Source organism: Streptomyces sp. Q2 (genome assembly GCF_056820935.1).
This window is the reverse complement of sequence record NZ_JBXEJE010000001.1, coordinates 429,379-443,304: the sequence shown is the minus strand read 5'-3', so window position 1 is coordinate 443,304 and position 13,926 is coordinate 429,379. Positions and strand designations below refer to the sequence as shown.

The following is a 13,926-nucleotide window of genomic DNA, read 5'->3' as shown; positions in this document are numbered from 1 at the left end:
CACCGCCGGCCAGGTCTAGTCGTTCTCCAGCACGAAGGACGCCTGCGCCGTACCGAACCCCGGTGTCTTCGCCTCCACCAGATACGTCCCGGCCCCGGCCGACCCCGCGGGGGGCGTCGCACACTGCGGAGCACTCGGCTTGCGGTCCCACTTGACGGTGTACGTGATGCTCGCACCGGCGGGCGCCCGGAAGACGAGGCTGCCGGAGGCCTTGGGGCAGTCGGCGGAGGACCAGTACGCGTCCTCGCTGCCCGCCTGGGTGATCGTCAGCACCGCGTTCTTCGGCCCGAGGTCGACCTTGCAGTCGCCCGCGGAGGAGTTCGTCGCGGTGAGCAGCAGCGTGGGCGTCTGACCGGGCTCGTACGCGTTGTGCAGGCTGCGCACGCTCAACTTCACAGCGCCCGCAGTGCAGTTGGGCAGCGTGGAGCCCGCCGGGAGCGTGTCGCCGCTGCCGACCCCGGCGCCCGTACCGCCGCCGGCCGTCCCGCCGACGGAGCCCGCCGACCCACCCGCGCCACCGGAACCGGAACCGGCGCCCTCGGCGGACCCGGAACCGCTCCCCGAGCCGTCACCGGTCCCGTCTCCCGACCCGGACCCGGACCCGGACCCGCCGGTGTCACCGCCACTCGAATCGTCCCGCCCGCCCGGCGCTTGGCTGATCGCGGGCCCGGAGCCGGACGGCCCCGGCGTGATCGTCGAGGGTGAGGGGTTCTTGCCGTTGGATCCGTCGGCACCGTTGTCGCCGCCTCCGCCGCCCGAGGACACGATCCAGGCGATCAGCAGCGCCAACAAGGCCATCACGGACAGCAGTACGGCCCTCCGACGCCAGTAGATGGTGGAGGGAAGCGGCCCGACCGGATTGCGCAGAGATCCCACGGCGCAAACTGTACGAGAGATCGGCGCCTTCGCTGGCCCCACCCGCCGCCAGGGTCGACAACTTTTCCGGATCATCATCCCGGAACCGGCCGCTCCACCCCTGTCGTTCGTCAGGTGCGACACCCGACGATCGCAAGCTGTGACGGTATCGGTCCACCGCCTACCGTCCGTGACCATGGACTTCGAGGACACCGAGCTCTACCGCGACATCACCGATGCCGCCCACGACACCCCTACGTGGGTCCAGCACGCCGTCGAGACATGGACGGAGGCCGGGATCCTGCTCTTCGCCGCGCTGTTCGCGACGGCGTGGTGGCGGGCCCGGCACGGCACCCCGCACACGTTCGCGATCGCGGTCCTTGCACCTCTGGCCACGGCTGTGGCGTACCTGTGCAGTGAGGTGCTCAAATCCGGCCTCACGGAGGAACGTCCGTGCCGTGCGGTCACCGACGCGGCCCCCTCTCTCGCCGCCTGCCCGCCACCCGGCGACTGGTCCTTCCCCAGCAACCACGCCACGATCGCGGGCGCGGCGGCCGTCACCCTGGCCCTGGTCCGGCGCACGGCCCTCTGGCTGACGGCTCCGCTCGCCCTCCTGATGGCCTGCTCCCGCGTCTTCGTCGGCGTGCACTACCCGCACGACGTGGCCGCGGGGCTCGCTCTCGGGGCGGTCGTCGCGTTCGCGGTCGTCAGGCTGTGCGGGGGCGCGGCGGCGCGGTGGGCCGGGGCGCTGCGCGCGTCCACGGCACCGGCCGCCGCACGGTGGTTCACCGGCCCGGGCTCGCCCCTCACCCACACCGCGTCGTACGAGCCGCACCGCTGACCCTCACGACGCCACAAGCCCCGCCTCGTACGCCACGATCGCCGCTTGCACGCGGTTGCGCACCCCGAGCCGGTCGAGGACGGAGCTCACGTACGCCTTCACCGTGCCCTCGACGAGGTGCAGCCGGGCGGCGATCTCCGGGTTGGACAGGCCCGCGCCGACGAGGCCGAGGACCTCGCGCTCGCGCGGGCTGAGTTCCTGCACGCGCGCGCGTGCGGCGGCCTCGCGTCCCAGGCGGCCACCGCCCCCGAGGCCGTCGATGACGTACCGCGCGACCTTCGGCGACAGGAAGGCGCCCCCGGCCGCCACCGCCCGTACGCCCGCGATCAGTTCGTACGGATCCCCGGACTTGAGCAGGAAGCCGGTGGCGCCGCCGCCGAGGGCGCGGGCGACGTAGGCCTGTTCGGAGAAGGTGGTGAGCATGGCGACGGCCGTGCCGGGGACGGTCCGTACGATCTCCTCCGCCGCGGCGAGTCCGTCCAGGCGGGGCATGCGGATGTCGAGCAGGGCCACGTCCGGGCGGTGGGCGCGGGCCAGTTCGACCGCCTCGCGCCCGTCGCCCGCCTCGGCGACGACCTCGGTGCCGCCGTCGCTGCCCAGGATCGCCTTCACGCCCGCGCGGACCATCGCCTCGTCGTCGGCCAGCAGGACGCGGATCATCGTACGAACTCCTCGTGGGTGTCGGCGGACAGGCCTGCCCGGGGAACCACGTCCTTGGCGACCAGGCGCCCCTCGGGGTCGAAGCACAGCCGGAAGTGGTCGACGGAGACGAGGAGTTCGCCGCTCGCTCGGTAGTAGCGGCAGTCGGCGTGCTTCGGGGGCGCGGGGGCGCGGTCGATAGGGGCGTCGCGCGCGGTGCGGTCCGGCAGCACCGGCGCGATCTCGGCGGCCGTGGCGCCCAGAGCGAGCCTCGCGTACAGGGCGGGCTGCAGGACCGAGTGCGACTCCGTGTACGCGTACCAGGCGAAGGCGCCGCCGACGAGCACGACGCCCGCGCAGGCGGCGGCGCCGATGGCGACGGCGACGCGGCGACGGGCGCGGGTGAAGGGGGCCGAGGGCGCGGCGGTACTCACTGCCCCGGGCGTCGGCTGTTCGGGGACGTACGCCCGGACCCGGAAGCCGTCGCCGTACGGGCCCGCCTGGAAGGCACCGCCGGACGCGGTGACCGCCGCGCGCAGGCCGAGCAGGCCGGATCCCCCGGCCGACGGGGAACTGTGTCGCGTGGCCGGCCCGTTGGTGATGGTGACGGCCGTGCCACCCGCCTCCCCCGCCGCCGTGACGGTCACCGGTGCGCCCGGCGCGTGCCGGGCCGCGTTGGTCAGCGCCTCGGGCACCACCCGGTGCAGGATGCGTTCGGCGACCGGGCCCGGCTGTCCGGCCGTACCGGACCCGGCCGGTTCCCAGCGCACCGGAAGGCCCGACTCGGCCGCGCGGGCGACGAGTTGCTCGACGCTCTCGCCCGCCGGGGACAGCGGCGCCGGCTCGTCGTCCTCGCGCAGGACGCCGATGATCCGGTGCAGCCGGTCCGTGGCATCGGCGGCGGCCGCGCGCAGGTCGGCGGCAGCTGCCCGGTGCGCCTCGGGCAGGTCGGGCGCGACCTGGAGGGCGCCCGCGCGCAGGGCGATCAGGCTCAGCTCGTGACCGAGCGAGTCGTGCATGTCCTGGGTGATCCGGGCCCGTTCACGCAGCCGCGCCCGCTCCTCGGCACCGCGCCGCTCGTCCTCCAGGCGGGCGGCGCGGGTCCAGCCGGCCCGGGCCAGTTCGCGGCTCTGCCGCCAGTAGCGTCCGCCGAGCCAGGGGAACACGCAGCCGAACAGCAGTGTGCCCGTCAGGACCACCCACTGCGCCGCCGGGTCGGCGCCGACGAGGGCGACCTTCGCGGTGCCGGCACAGCCGACGGCGGTGAACAGCGCGGCCGCCGGGAGCACCCGCTCGGCGCGCAGGCCGAGCAGCAGGGCGAGGACGCCCAGCGCCGGGCCGTAGGAGACGGTGAACAGGGCGGGAGCGGCGAGCAGGCTCAGTACGGCTGTCAGCCCGAAGGCCGCGACCGGGAGCCGTCGGGCCGACGCGACCGCCGCCGCGAGGACGCCCAGGCCGGCGAGCTGCGGCCACAAGGCGCGCGGTTCGTTCAGACCGACGGCGTCCGCGGTGAGCGCGGGCAGCGCGAGGGCCGCCCACAGGAGGCAGGCCCTCCACGAGCGAGGACGTTCCATCCGCCCGACGCTACAAGCGGCCGCGCGGCCGCGCTGCTGTCGATCGTCAGGTCCTGTCGCTCCCAGGGGTGGCGGTACGCCCGAGGGACCGTCCCCGCATGGCAGGATCGGTAGGCCATGACTGTGCCCACGAAGTCCCCGCACCCCATGAACAGCCCTGTCGGCGACGGCCCCGGCGAGTCGTTCCACGCCCCCGTCATCGACTGGTTCGACGAGCACGCCCGCGACCTGCCCTGGCGGCGGCCCGAGGCCGGTCCGTGGGGGGTGATGGTCAGTGAGTTCATGTTGCAGCAGACGCCGGTGAACCGCGTCCTTCCCGTCTACGAGCAGTGGCTGGCCCGTTGGCCGCGCCCCGCCGACCTGGCCGCGGAGGCCCCCGGCGAGGCCGTGCGCGCCTGGGGCCGGCTCGGCTATCCGCGCCGCGCCCTGCGCCTGCACCAAGCGGCGGTCGCCATAACGGAACGGCACGGCGGTGACGTACCGACGGACCACGCGCAGCTGCTCGCGCTGCCCGGTATCGGGGAGTACACGGCCGCGGCCGTGGCGTCGTTCGCGTACGGGCAGCGGCACGCCGTGCTGGACACCAATGTCCGCCGGGTCTTCGCTCGGGCCGTCACCGGTGTGCGCTACCCGCCGAACGCCACCACCGCCGCGGAACGCAAGCTGGCCCGCGCGCTGCTGCCCACGGACGAGCGGATCGCCGCCCGCTGGGCCGCCGCGTCCATGGAGCTCGGCGCGCTGGTGTGCACGGCCCGGAACGAGGACTGCCATCGCTGCCCGATCGCCGCGCAGTGCGCCTGGCGGCTCGCGGGCAAGCCGGAGCACGACGGTCCGCCGCGCCGCGGACAGACGTACGCCGGTACCGACCGTCAGGTGCGCGGCAAACTGCTGGCCGTCCTGCGGGAGGCGCCCGCTCCAGTCCCGCAGGCGGCCCTGGACCGGGTGTGGCATGAGCCGGTGCAGCGCGCCCGGGCGCTGGACGGTCTGGTCGCGGACGGTCTGGTCGAGCCACTGCCGGGTGGTTTGTATCGGCTGCCGTTGACCTGACGGTGAGGACAAATCACCTCGCACTACCGCTTTTCCGTACACCAACCGGCCCCGGCCTCACGGCTGTTACACAACCGACGGACAGCCGAGCGCTGGCCGAAGGCTGCTTCGGACAGCCCCGTGACAACCCCTCCGTAGCTTCATTTCCGTGCCCGACAGGCACACAGGCAATGAATCCGACGGCGACAGGCCGGCCGGGAACGGGGAAGCGGGAGGCGGTCACCATGGCGCAGGGCGAGGTGCTCGAGTTCGAGGAGTACGTACGCACCCGGCAGGAGGCTCTGCTGCGCAGCGCCCGCCGGCTGGTCCCGGACCCGGTCGACGCGCAGGACCTGCTCCAGACGGCGCTCGTGCGGACGTACGGCCGCTGGGACGGCATCGCGGACAAGCGGCTCGCCGACGCCTACCTGCGCCGCGTGATGATCAACACGCGTACCGAGTGGTGGCGGGCCCGCAAGCTGGAGGAGGTGCCGACCGAGCAGCTCCCGGACGCCTCGGTCGACGACGCCACCGAGCAGCACGCGGACCGGGCCCTGCTGATGGACGTCATGAAGGTGCTCGCCCCGAAGCAGCGCAGTGTCGTGGTGCTGCGACACTGGGAGCAGATGTCCACGGAGGAGACGGCCGCCGCCCTCGGCATGTCGGCCGGAACGGTCAAGAGCACGCTGCACCGGGCGCTCGCCCGGCTTCGCGAGGAGCTGGAGAGCCGCGATCTGGACGCACGCGCGCTGGAGCGTGAGGAGCGGGAGCGTTGCGCGGCCTAGGCACGAGGGCCGGCGGCATCGAGCGGGAGACGGATGAGGGTTCCGGCGGCAGTGGAACCCCCCGGCCCGAACTCGTGCCTCCCGGACGGGGGACCCTTCAGGCGGTGATCACGGCGGTGGCCGTGCTCGCCGCCCTCGCCCTTTTCGTGTCCGCCTGCGGCACCGGCGGCACCGGCGCCCGTGACGAGGGGCCGGCCCGCAGCGACTCGGTGGCGGGCGCGGCCTCGCCCGCGGTCTCCGCGACGGCCGCGCGCGTGGACGCGGTGCGGCTCGTCAAGGACGATCCGACGGTATCCGCGGACGTCAAGCGCGAGCTGAAGCCGTGCGTGGGCGACGAGTACCCCGTCGACGTGTCGTACGGCGACCTGACCGGCGCCTCGTCGGACGACGTCGTCGTCAACGTGCTGACCTGCGGTGACGCTGTCGGAATCGGCTCGTACGTGTATCGCGAGGAAGGCAGTTCGTACCAGAATGTCTTCAAGGCCGAGGAGCCCCCGCTCTACGCGGAGATCGACCGCGGCGCCCTGGTGGTGACCAGGCAGGTGTACGAGAGAGGCGACCCGCTGTCGAGCCCCTCCGGCGAGGAGGTCACCACGTACCTGTGGACCGCGGACCACTTCGTGCGGAAGTACAGCACGCGCACGGACTACAGCAAGGCGGTGGACGGCGAACCCACCCCGGTTCCGGACAACTGACCCGCGCCGTGAACCGATCGGGGCCCCTGAACCGATCACCTGGTGACGGCACGACACACGGACTGAGAGCAGAGATCAACGGGATGGCAGACCAGACCCACGTTCTGTTCGTCGAGGACGACGACGTCATCCGCGAGGCCACCCAGCTCGCCCTGGAGCGGGACGGCTTCGCGGTCACGGCCATGCCCGACGGACTGTCGGGCCTGGAGGCGTTCCGCGCGGACCGACCCGACATCGCCCTGCTGGACGTCATGGTCCCGGGGCTCGACGGGGTCAGCCTGTGCCGGCGCATCCGTGACGAGTCGACCGTCCCGGTGATCATGCTGTCCGCGCGAGCCGACTCGATCGACGTCGTGCTGGGCCTGGAGGCGGGCGCCGACGACTACGTCACCAAGCCCTTCGACGGCGCCGTCCTGGTCGCCCGGATCCGCGCGGTGCTGCGCCGCTTCGGGCACGCCGGCGGCGGCGACCGCATGGACGACTCCGCGGCTCCGGCGGCCGGCGGCGGCCTGCTGACCTTCGGCGAACTGGAGATCGACACCGAGGGCATGGAGGTGCGCCGGGCCGGGGAGCCGGTGGCGCTCACCCCCACCGAGATGCGGCTGCTCCTGGAGTTCTCCTCCGCGCCGGGCACGGTGCTCTCGCGCGACAAGCTCCTGGAGCGCGTGTGGGACTACGGCTGGGGCGGTGACACGCGCGTCGTCGACGTCCATGTGCAGCGACTGCGCACGAAGATCGGCCAGGACCGGATCGAGACGGTCCGCGGCTTCGGCTACAAGTTGAAGGCCTGAGCAGGGGCAGGGGTATCGGGTTATGCGGGGGAACCTTCGGCGCCCGGCCCCGGAGCGCGCGGGCGTACGCACCGGGGCGGGCGCTCGTGCCGGGCTTCCGGGCCGGCCTACGAGCTTTCCGGGTATGCGTACGGGACTCAGATGGAAGCTGAGCGCGGCCATCGCGCTGGTCGGCGCGCTGGTGGCGATCACGCTCAGCCTCGTCGTGCACAACGCGGCCCGGGTCTCGATGCTGGACAACGCGCGTGACCTCGCCGACGAGCGCGTCCAGATCGCCCAGCGCAACTACGAGGTGGCCCAGCGGCCGAACTTCCCCAACATCAAGATCGACGACCCGGAGCTGCCGACGGCACTGCGGCAGAAGGTCGAGCAGGGACGCCGGGCCACCTACGTCTCCGACCGGCCGGACGGCGTGCCGGACATCTGGGCCGCCGTGCCGGTCAAGGGCGGCCACGTGCTGTCCCTGCACACCGGGTTCACCGACCGCAGCACTGACATCCTCAACGACCTCGACCAGGCCCTGGTGATCGGCTCCATCGCGGTCGTCCTCGGCGGCAGCGCGCTCGGCGTGCTCATCGGCGGGCAGTTGTCACGCCGGCTGCGCAAGGCGGCCGCCGCGGCGAACCAGGTCGCGGGCGGCGAGTCGGACGTGCGGGTGCGGGACGCCATCGGCGGGGTCGTGCGGGACGAGACCGACGACCTGGCGAGCGCGGTGGACGCGATGGCGGACGCGTTGCAGCAGCGGCTGGAGGCGGAGCGCCGGGTCACCGCGGACATCGCGCACGAGCTGCGCACGCCGGTGACCGGACTGCTGACGGCCGCCGAACTGCTGCCGCCGGGCCGCCCCACGGAACTGGTCCTCGACCGGGCCAAGGCCATGCGCACCCTCGTCGAGGACGTGCTGGAGGTGGCCCGCCTCGACGGGGCCTCCGAGCGGGCCGAGCTGCAGGACATCATGCTCGGCAAGTTCGTCAGCCGTCGGGTGGCGGCGAAGGACCCCGCGATCGAGGTCCGGGTGGTGCACGAGTCCGAGGTCACGACCGACCCGCGACGCCTGGAGCGCGTGCTGTTCAACCTGCTCGCCAACGCGGCCCGGCACGGCAAGCCGCCGATCGAGGTCACCGTCGAGGGCCGGGTCATCCGGGTCCGCGACCACGGCCCCGGCTTCCCCGAGGACCTCCTGGCCGACGGCCCGAGCCGCTTCCGCACCGGCAGCACCGACCGGGCCGGCCACGGCCACGGCCTGGGCCTGACCATCGCGGCCGGGCAGGCACGGGTGCTCGGCGCCCGCCTGACCTTCCGCAACGTGCGGCCGGCGGGCGCGCCGGAGGAGGTACCGGCGGAGGGGGCGGTGGCGGTGTTGTGGCTGCCGGAGCACGCGCCGACGGCCACGGGGAGTTATCCGATGATGCCGGTGCCGGGGAAGGCAGCGGTAAAGCGACGGGGGAAGTGATCGGGGTCGCGACCGGTGAAGCGACGGGGGAAGTGATCGGGCTCGCGACCGGTGAAGCGACCGGGAAAGAGCCCTAACACGACCAGTCCTTGTCGGTGTCGAGGCCGCCTTCGCGGGGCTGGGTGAAGGAGAACCAGTTGCCGGAGTCGTCCCGGAAGAGTGCCTCCGTGCCGTACGGGCGCTCCTGCGGCTCCTGCAGGAACTCCACGCCGCGGTCCTTGAGCTTCCGGTAGTCGCCGTGGATGTCGTCGGTGGTCAGCACGCCCGCGCCGAGCGCCCCCTTGGCCACCAGCTTCTTGATCATTTCGGCGGACTCCGGGTCCATCGCGCCCCCGCCCGGGACCATCAGCGTCAGTTCGACGTCGGGCTGGTTCGGGGAGCCGACGGTGAGCCAGCGCATGCCGCCCTCGCCCATCGTCATGTCCGTACGGACCTCCAGGCCCAGCTTCTCCGTGTAGAACTCCTTGGCCCGCTCCTGGTCGAGGACCCAGACGGTCGAGATGGCGAGCCCCTTGATCATGATGTACTCCTCCTGGCCGTGGCGGTGCCCTGCCCCGTCACCGTAGGCACCGGCGCTCTCAGTGCGCTTCTCCAGAATTGCGCTCTGCCCTGCCGGGGGCCGATCGGAAGCCTCCGGCCCAGAGCATGGCGTAGCAGCCCGGTATGAGAGCCGCCCCGCGGCCCACGTGTTTCCTGCGGTACTCGGTGGGGGTCAGCCCGGTCCAGGCCTTGAAGCGGGCCGAGAACGTGCCGACGCTGCTGAAGCCGACGAGGTGGCAGACCTCCGTCACCGTCAGGTTGGCGGTCCGCAGCAGGTCCTCGGCGCGGTCGATGCGGCGGTGCGTCAGATACTGGCCGGGTGTCTCGCCGTACAGCTCCTTGAAGGCGCGCAGGAAGTGGTACCGCGAGTACCCCGCGTGGGCGGCCACCGCGTCCAGGTCGAGCTCCGGGTCGGCCCAGTCGCGGTCCATGGCGTCCTTCGCCAGCCGCACCTGCCGGGTCTTGTCCATACGGTCGATGGTGGCACGGGGCACGGACAACGGGAGGGGCACGCGCGCACGAGGAAAGGCCCCCCGGGGCGGACACCGCCGGGAGGCCTTCGCTTCAGGTCCGGGACTCAGGTCCGGGACTCAGGTCCGGGACTCAGATCCGGGACTCAGATCCGGGACTCAGATCCGGGTCAGACGATCTCGACGACCGGCGGCTGCGCCGCGGTGTCCTCGGCCGGACCCTTCTGCTCCTTCTGCGGCCCCGCGCCCTTCAGCGGAACCTCCCTCACGAACCACGACGCCACCATCGCGACCAGCGCCACCACGGCCCCCAGCAGGAACGCCGAGTGCGTGCCGGCCGACACCGCGTGCTGGTACGCCTCGCGCGCCGCCTCCGGCAGCTTCGCCAGGCTCGCCGCGTCCAGCTGCGCGGACTGCTCGGTCACCTTGGAGCCCAGCGCACCGGCCCGCTCGGACATGACCTCCTGGACGCGGTTGTTGAACAGCGCGCCCATGATCGCGACGCCGAACGAGGAGCCGAGCGTACGGAAGAGGGTCGTGGACGAGGACGCGACGCCCATGTCCTTCATCTCCACGCTGTTCTGTGCGACGAGCATGGTGATCTGCATCAGGCAGCCCATGCCGAGACCGACGACGGCCATGTACACACCGGACGTGAGCCGCGAGGTGTCCGTGTCCATCAGGGAGAGCAGGTACAGCCCGACGACCATCAGGACGCTGCCGACGACCGGGAAGACCTTGTACCTGCCGGTGCTCGTGGTGACCCGTCCCGCCACCATCGAGGTGACGAGCATCGCGCCGAGCATCGGCAGGAGCAGCAACCCGGAGTTGGTGGCGGAGGCGCCCTGCACCGACTGCTGGTACAGCGGCAGGAAGAGGGTCGCGCCGAACATCACGAAGCCGGTGACGAAGCCGATGACCGACATCAGGGTGAAGTTGAGGCTGCGGAAGATGTGCAGCGGCACGACCGGCTCGGCGGCCTTGGTCTGCCAGAACACGAACCCGATGAGGGCGGCGACGCCTATGCCGATGAGCTCCATGATCCGCGCGGACGTCCACGCGTACTGCGAGCCGCCCCAGGTGGTGACGAGCACGATGGCGGTGATGCCCACGGTCAGCAGCCCGGCGCCCAGGTAGTCGATCCGCGCCTGCGCCCGCTTCTTCGGCAGTTGCAGGACGACGCTGATCGCGGCGAGCGCCACCACGCCGAGCGGCAGGTTGATGTAGAAGGACCAGCGCCAGCCCCAGTTGTCCGTGATGGTGCCGCCGACCAGCGGGCCACCGATCATCGCGAGCGCCATGACGCCGGCCATCATGCCCTGGTACTTGCCGCGCTCCCGCGGCGGAATCAGGTCACCGATGATCGCCATGACGCCGACCATCAGACCGCCCGCGCCGAGACCCTGCACGGCGCGGAAGCCGATCAGCTGCCCCATGTCCTGGGCCATGCCGCTGAGGGCGGACCCGATGAGGAAGAGCACGATCGAGCTCATGAAGACGCCCTTGCGCCCGTACATGTCGCCGAGCTTGCCCCACAGGGGGGTGGAGGCGGCGGTCGCGAGCGTGTACGCGGTGACGACCCACGAGAGGTGTTCGAGTCCGCCGAGCTCGCCGACGATCGTCGGCATCGCGGTGCCCACGATCATGTTGTCGAGCATCGCGAGCATCATCGTGATCATGAGCGCGAGCAGGACGACCCGCACGCTCTTCGGTTGTTTCTCGGGCTCGGTCTCGACCGTCTTCGCGTCCGCCATCGCTTTCCACTCCCCTGGGTACTGCCTCGGCCGGCTACTTACTTGCCGACCGGCTAGTTGACTACACTCGGGAAAGTAGACCCGCAACTAGCCGGGCGTCAAGTAAGTTTTTGGGAAAGCGCGAGGAGTGCGACGATGGGCGGCACCATGGACGGCACCAGGCAGCGGCGCCGCGGGGACACCCGCCAGCGCATCCAGGACATCGCCCTCGAACTCTTCGCCGAACAGGGCTACGAGAAGACCTCGCTGCGCGAGATCGCCGAGCGGCTGGACGTCACCAAGGCCGCGCTCTACTACCACTTCAAGACCAAGGAAGAGATCCTCGTCAGCATCTTCGAGGACCTGGCGAAGCCCATCGAGGACCTCATCGAGTGGGGAAAGGGCCAGCCGCACACCCTGGAGACGAAGCAGGAGATCGTACGGCGCTACAGCGACGCCCTGGCCGGCGCCGCCCCCCTGTTCCGCTTCATGCAGGAGAACCAGGCGACCGTACGCGAACTGCGCATCGGCGAGACCTTCAAGACCCGCATGCTCGGCATGCGCGACATCCTCATCGACCCGTCGGCGGACCTGGTCGACCAGGTCCGCTGCGTCAGCGCCATCTTCACGATGCACGCCGGGATGTTCGTCCTCCAGGACCTCGAAGGCGACCCGGAGGCCAAACGCAAGGCGGTCCTGGAGGTGGCGACGGGCCTGGTGACCCAGGCCCATCAGGGCACCGGCGGGTCCTCACCGAGGTCCTGAGCCGGTCCGGGACCGTCTCAGACCTTCACGCCCTTGGCGCGCAGGAAGGCGACCGGGTCGATGGCCGACCCGTAGTTCGCGGTCGTACGGATCTCGAAGTGCAGGTGCGGACCGCTGGAGTTGCCGGTGCTGCCGGACAGGGCGATGCGCTGACCGGTCTTGACGACCTGGCCTATCCGCACGTCGATGCGCGAGAGGTGGGCGTACTGGGAGTACGTCCCGTTGCCGTGCTTGATGACGACGGCGTTGCCGTACGCGGGGCCGTCGCCGGCGCCGTTGCCACCCGCCTTGACGACGGTGCCGCCGTGCGCGGCGAGGACCTTGGTGCCGGTCGCCACGGCGAAGTCCTGCCCGCTGTGGGTGGACTGCCACATACCGCCGGCCTGGGCGAAGCTCGCGGACAGCTTGTACTTCTTCACCGGGTCGACCCAGGAAGCGGCCTTCGCGGCGGCGACGGACTTGGTGGTGGTCTGGGCGGCGGCGACCGTGGCCGCGCCGGTGTCGGCGGCGGCCGCGACTCCGGCCCCCAGTACGACCGAAACGCCAAGGCCCGTGGCCAGCACGGCCGCACGGGTGCGGAGCACGGACGTACGGGAAGAACGGGACGAGACACGCTGGGACATCGAAAACCTCATGGGGACGGGGACAGGGAAACCACCCGGCGACAGGCACCTGCCGGGTGGGCCATCCCTTGGTAACCCGGAGCCCCACAGACTCCCAAAACGGTGATCTACGACGAAAGGTAGTACGCGGCCCTAAAACTCCATACTTCTTGACAGATCACCCATGTGGAATAAATCAGTCATGAATCCACCTATGGCGGCAAATCCAGGTAGGCATTCCGGGCAATAAGTCTCTTTTGCGTCCTCGCGACTTCCACTATTCCGCGTAGTAACGGACAAATCGCCTGTGCGGCATGTCACCGGGGCCCGAGAACCCCGATCTTTGAATTCCCGCCCCATGTGACGCACGTCTCTGGCTACTTACCGTCGAGTAACCCTACGGTTCCCCTCGCGCCACCCTCACCCACGAGCATGCACCCGACAACTGCAGAACGTCCGGACGTGAGAGGAACCCCCCACATGACACGACGACGCCCCTGGGCTCGCCGCGCAGCCGTCACCGCCGTCTCCGCCGCCGCCCTCGTGGCACTGGCCGTCCCCGCCGAGGCCGCGACGACGACCAGCACCTCCACGACCGCCACGGCCACCGCCGCCGCCGTCGACTACGCGACCTGGCAGCGGGACTGCCAGGCCCTGATGGGCCAGGCCCTGCCCTACCTGAAGCAGCGCATAGCGAACACGAAGCCGGGCGAGAAGCAGGCGATCGTCTTCGACATCGACAACACCACGCTGGAGACCGACTTCGGCTTCAGCTACCCCTCGCCGGCCAACCAACCGGTCCTGGACGTCGCCGAGTACGCCCAGGACCACGGCGTCGCCCTGTTCTTCGTGACGGCCCGGCCCGGCATCATCTACTCGGTGACCGACTACAACCTGGAGCACGTCGGCTACGAGGTCTCCGGCCTCTACGTCCGCAGCTTCATCGACCTCTTCAAGGACGTCGGCGCCTACAAGACCGCCCAGCGCGTCGACATCGAGTCCAAGGGCTACACGATCATCGCGAACATCGGCAACAGCGCCACCGACCTGTCGGGCGGGCACGCCGAGAAGACGTACAAGCTGCCGGACTACGACGGCCAGCTGTCCTGACAGCCGAAAGAGGGGCCGCCCCGGAACCTAAGTCCCGGGGCGGCCCC

The 13,926-nt window shown here is 71.3% G+C and carries 15 protein-coding genes; 8 read left to right on the top strand and 7 right to left on the bottom strand.

Annotated features, from left to right (window positions below):
- Window positions 1–15 precede the first annotated feature (15 nt).
- The gene (locus ACWBNA_RS02085) at window positions 16–876 is read right to left on the bottom strand and encodes a hypothetical protein (RefSeq protein ID WP_482701635.1); all 861 of its coding nucleotides are present in this window, start codon (window positions 874–876) and stop codon (window positions 16–18) included.
- A gap of 175 nt (window positions 877–1,051) precedes the next feature.
- On the opposite strand from ACWBNA_RS02085, the gene ACWBNA_RS02080 reads away from it, so the two are divergent.
- Window positions 1,052–1,696, top strand: a complete 645-nt coding sequence (locus tag ACWBNA_RS02080) for a phosphatase PAP2 family protein (protein ID WP_482701633.1) — start codon at window positions 1,052–1,054, stop codon at window positions 1,694–1,696.
- A 3-nt stretch (window positions 1,697–1,699) separates the two neighbouring features.
- Here ACWBNA_RS02080 and ACWBNA_RS02075 read toward each other — a convergent pair whose 3' ends face one another.
- On the bottom strand, window positions 1,700–2,356 hold the full coding sequence (locus tag ACWBNA_RS02075; RefSeq protein WP_482701631.1) for a response regulator transcription factor: 657 nt from the start codon (window positions 2,354–2,356) through the stop codon (window positions 1,700–1,702).
- A complete protein-coding gene (locus tag ACWBNA_RS02070) occupies window positions 2,353–3,909 on the bottom strand; it encodes a sensor histidine kinase (protein WP_482701630.1) in 1,557 nt (518 codons plus the stop codon). The genes ACWBNA_RS02075 and ACWBNA_RS02070 overlap by 4 nt, the downstream gene beginning before the upstream one ends.
- A gap of 117 nt (window positions 3,910–4,026) precedes the next feature.
- On the opposite strand from ACWBNA_RS02070, the gene ACWBNA_RS02065 reads away from it, so the two are divergent.
- From ACWBNA_RS02065 to cseC, 5 genes are all read left to right on the top strand, one after another.
- Window positions 4,027–4,956, top strand: a complete 930-nt coding sequence (locus ACWBNA_RS02065) for an HhH-GPD family protein (RefSeq protein ID WP_482701628.1) — start codon at window positions 4,027–4,029, stop codon at window positions 4,954–4,956.
- Window positions 4,957–5,180: 224 nt separating this feature from the next.
- Window positions 5,181–5,720 (top strand): SigE family RNA polymerase sigma factor, encoded by a 540-nt coding sequence (locus ACWBNA_RS02060; RefSeq protein WP_030043385.1) that lies wholly within the window; start codon window positions 5,181–5,183, stop codon window positions 5,718–5,720.
- A gap of 104 nt (window positions 5,721–5,824) precedes the next feature.
- Window positions 5,825–6,415: a hypothetical protein gene (locus ACWBNA_RS02055; protein WP_482701626.1), complete on the top strand. Its 591-nt coding sequence runs from the start codon at window positions 5,825–5,827 to the stop codon at window positions 6,413–6,415.
- Between the two features lie 83 nt (window positions 6,416–6,498).
- Window positions 6,499–7,206, top strand: coding sequence for a two-component system response regulator CseB (gene cseB / locus ACWBNA_RS02050; RefSeq protein ID WP_482701624.1), 708 nt, complete (start codon window positions 6,499–6,501; stop codon window positions 7,204–7,206).
- Window positions 7,207–7,228: 22 nt separating this feature from the next.
- The gene (gene cseC, locus ACWBNA_RS02045; RefSeq protein ID WP_482701622.1) at window positions 7,229–8,659 is read left to right on the top strand and encodes a two-component system sensor histidine kinase CseC; all 1,431 of its coding nucleotides are present in this window, start codon (window positions 7,229–7,231) and stop codon (window positions 8,657–8,659) included.
- Between the two features lie 73 nt (window positions 8,660–8,732).
- Here the strand turns inward: cseC and ACWBNA_RS02040 are convergent, their stop codons facing one another.
- The 3 genes from ACWBNA_RS02040 to ACWBNA_RS02030 form a co-directional block, all read right to left on the bottom strand.
- Entirely contained in the window at window positions 8,733–9,179 is a 447-nt protein-coding gene (locus ACWBNA_RS02040) for a VOC family protein (RefSeq protein ID WP_482701620.1), read from the bottom strand.
- Window positions 9,180–9,237: 58 nt separating this feature from the next.
- On the bottom strand, window positions 9,238–9,669 hold the full coding sequence (locus ACWBNA_RS02035) for a helix-turn-helix transcriptional regulator (protein ID WP_482701619.1): 432 nt from the start codon (window positions 9,667–9,669) through the stop codon (window positions 9,238–9,240).
- 170 nt (window positions 9,670–9,839) lie between these two features.
- The gene (locus ACWBNA_RS02030; RefSeq protein ID WP_482701617.1) at window positions 9,840–11,423 is read right to left on the bottom strand and encodes an MDR family MFS transporter; all 1,584 of its coding nucleotides are present in this window, start codon (window positions 11,421–11,423) and stop codon (window positions 9,840–9,842) included.
- A 135-nt stretch (window positions 11,424–11,558) separates the two neighbouring features.
- Here ACWBNA_RS02030 and ACWBNA_RS02025 point away from each other — a divergent pair, with 135 nt between their 5' ends.
- Window positions 11,559–12,167 carry a TetR/AcrR family transcriptional regulator gene (locus ACWBNA_RS02025; protein ID WP_482701615.1) on the top strand — a complete coding sequence of 203 codons (609 nt, stop codon included), beginning with the start codon at window positions 11,559–11,561 and terminating at the stop codon, window positions 12,165–12,167.
- A 17-nt stretch (window positions 12,168–12,184) separates the two neighbouring features.
- Here ACWBNA_RS02025 and ACWBNA_RS02020 read toward each other — a convergent pair whose 3' ends face one another.
- Window positions 12,185–12,790: a M23 family metallopeptidase gene (locus ACWBNA_RS02020; protein WP_482701613.1), complete on the bottom strand. Its 606-nt coding sequence runs from the start codon at window positions 12,788–12,790 to the stop codon at window positions 12,185–12,187.
- A 459-nt stretch (window positions 12,791–13,249) separates the two neighbouring features.
- On the opposite strand from ACWBNA_RS02020, the gene ACWBNA_RS02015 reads away from it, so the two are divergent.
- Window positions 13,250–13,879: an HAD family acid phosphatase gene (locus ACWBNA_RS02015; protein WP_482701611.1), complete on the top strand. Its 630-nt coding sequence runs from the start codon at window positions 13,250–13,252 to the stop codon at window positions 13,877–13,879.
- Window positions 13,880–13,926: the final 47 nt, after the last annotated feature.

What these genes read in the sequence shown, in the direction of transcription:
- ACWBNA_RS02080 (WP_482701633.1), top strand. Translation starts at nt 1,052, where the DNA reads ATGGACTTCGAGGACACCGAGCTCTACCGCGACATCACCGATGCCGCC.
- ACWBNA_RS02075 (WP_482701631.1), bottom strand. Translation starts at nt 2,356, where the DNA reads ATGATCCGCGTCCTGCTGGCCGACGACGAGGCGATGGTCCGCGCGGGC.
- ACWBNA_RS02070 (WP_482701630.1), bottom strand. Translation starts at nt 3,909, where the DNA reads ATGGAACGTCCTCGCTCGTGGAGGGCCTGCCTCCTGTGGGCGGCCCTC.
- ACWBNA_RS02065 (WP_482701628.1), top strand. Translation starts at nt 4,027, where the DNA reads ATGACTGTGCCCACGAAGTCCCCGCACCCCATGAACAGCCCTGTCGGC.
- ACWBNA_RS02060 (WP_030043385.1), top strand. Translation starts at nt 5,181, where the DNA reads ATGGCGCAGGGCGAGGTGCTCGAGTTCGAGGAGTACGTACGCACCCGG.
- cseB (WP_482701624.1), top strand. Translation starts at nt 6,499, where the DNA reads ATGGCAGACCAGACCCACGTTCTGTTCGTCGAGGACGACGACGTCATC.
- cseC (WP_482701622.1), top strand. Translation starts at nt 7,229, where the DNA reads ATGCGGGGGAACCTTCGGCGCCCGGCCCCGGAGCGCGCGGGCGTACGC.
- ACWBNA_RS02040 (WP_482701620.1), bottom strand. Translation starts at nt 9,179, where the DNA reads ATGATCAAGGGGCTCGCCATCTCGACCGTCTGGGTCCTCGACCAGGAG.
- ACWBNA_RS02035 (WP_482701619.1), bottom strand. Translation starts at nt 9,669, where the DNA reads ATGGACAAGACCCGGCAGGTGCGGCTGGCGAAGGACGCCATGGACCGC.
- ACWBNA_RS02030 (WP_482701617.1), bottom strand. Translation starts at nt 11,423, where the DNA reads ATGGCGGACGCGAAGACGGTCGAGACCGAGCCCGAGAAACAACCGAAG.
- ACWBNA_RS02025 (WP_482701615.1), top strand. Translation starts at nt 11,559, where the DNA reads ATGGGCGGCACCATGGACGGCACCAGGCAGCGGCGCCGCGGGGACACC.
- ACWBNA_RS02020 (WP_482701613.1), bottom strand. Translation starts at nt 12,790, where the DNA reads ATGTCCCAGCGTGTCTCGTCCCGTTCTTCCCGTACGTCCGTGCTCCGC.
- ACWBNA_RS02015 (WP_482701611.1), top strand. Translation starts at nt 13,250, where the DNA reads ATGACACGACGACGCCCCTGGGCTCGCCGCGCAGCCGTCACCGCCGTC.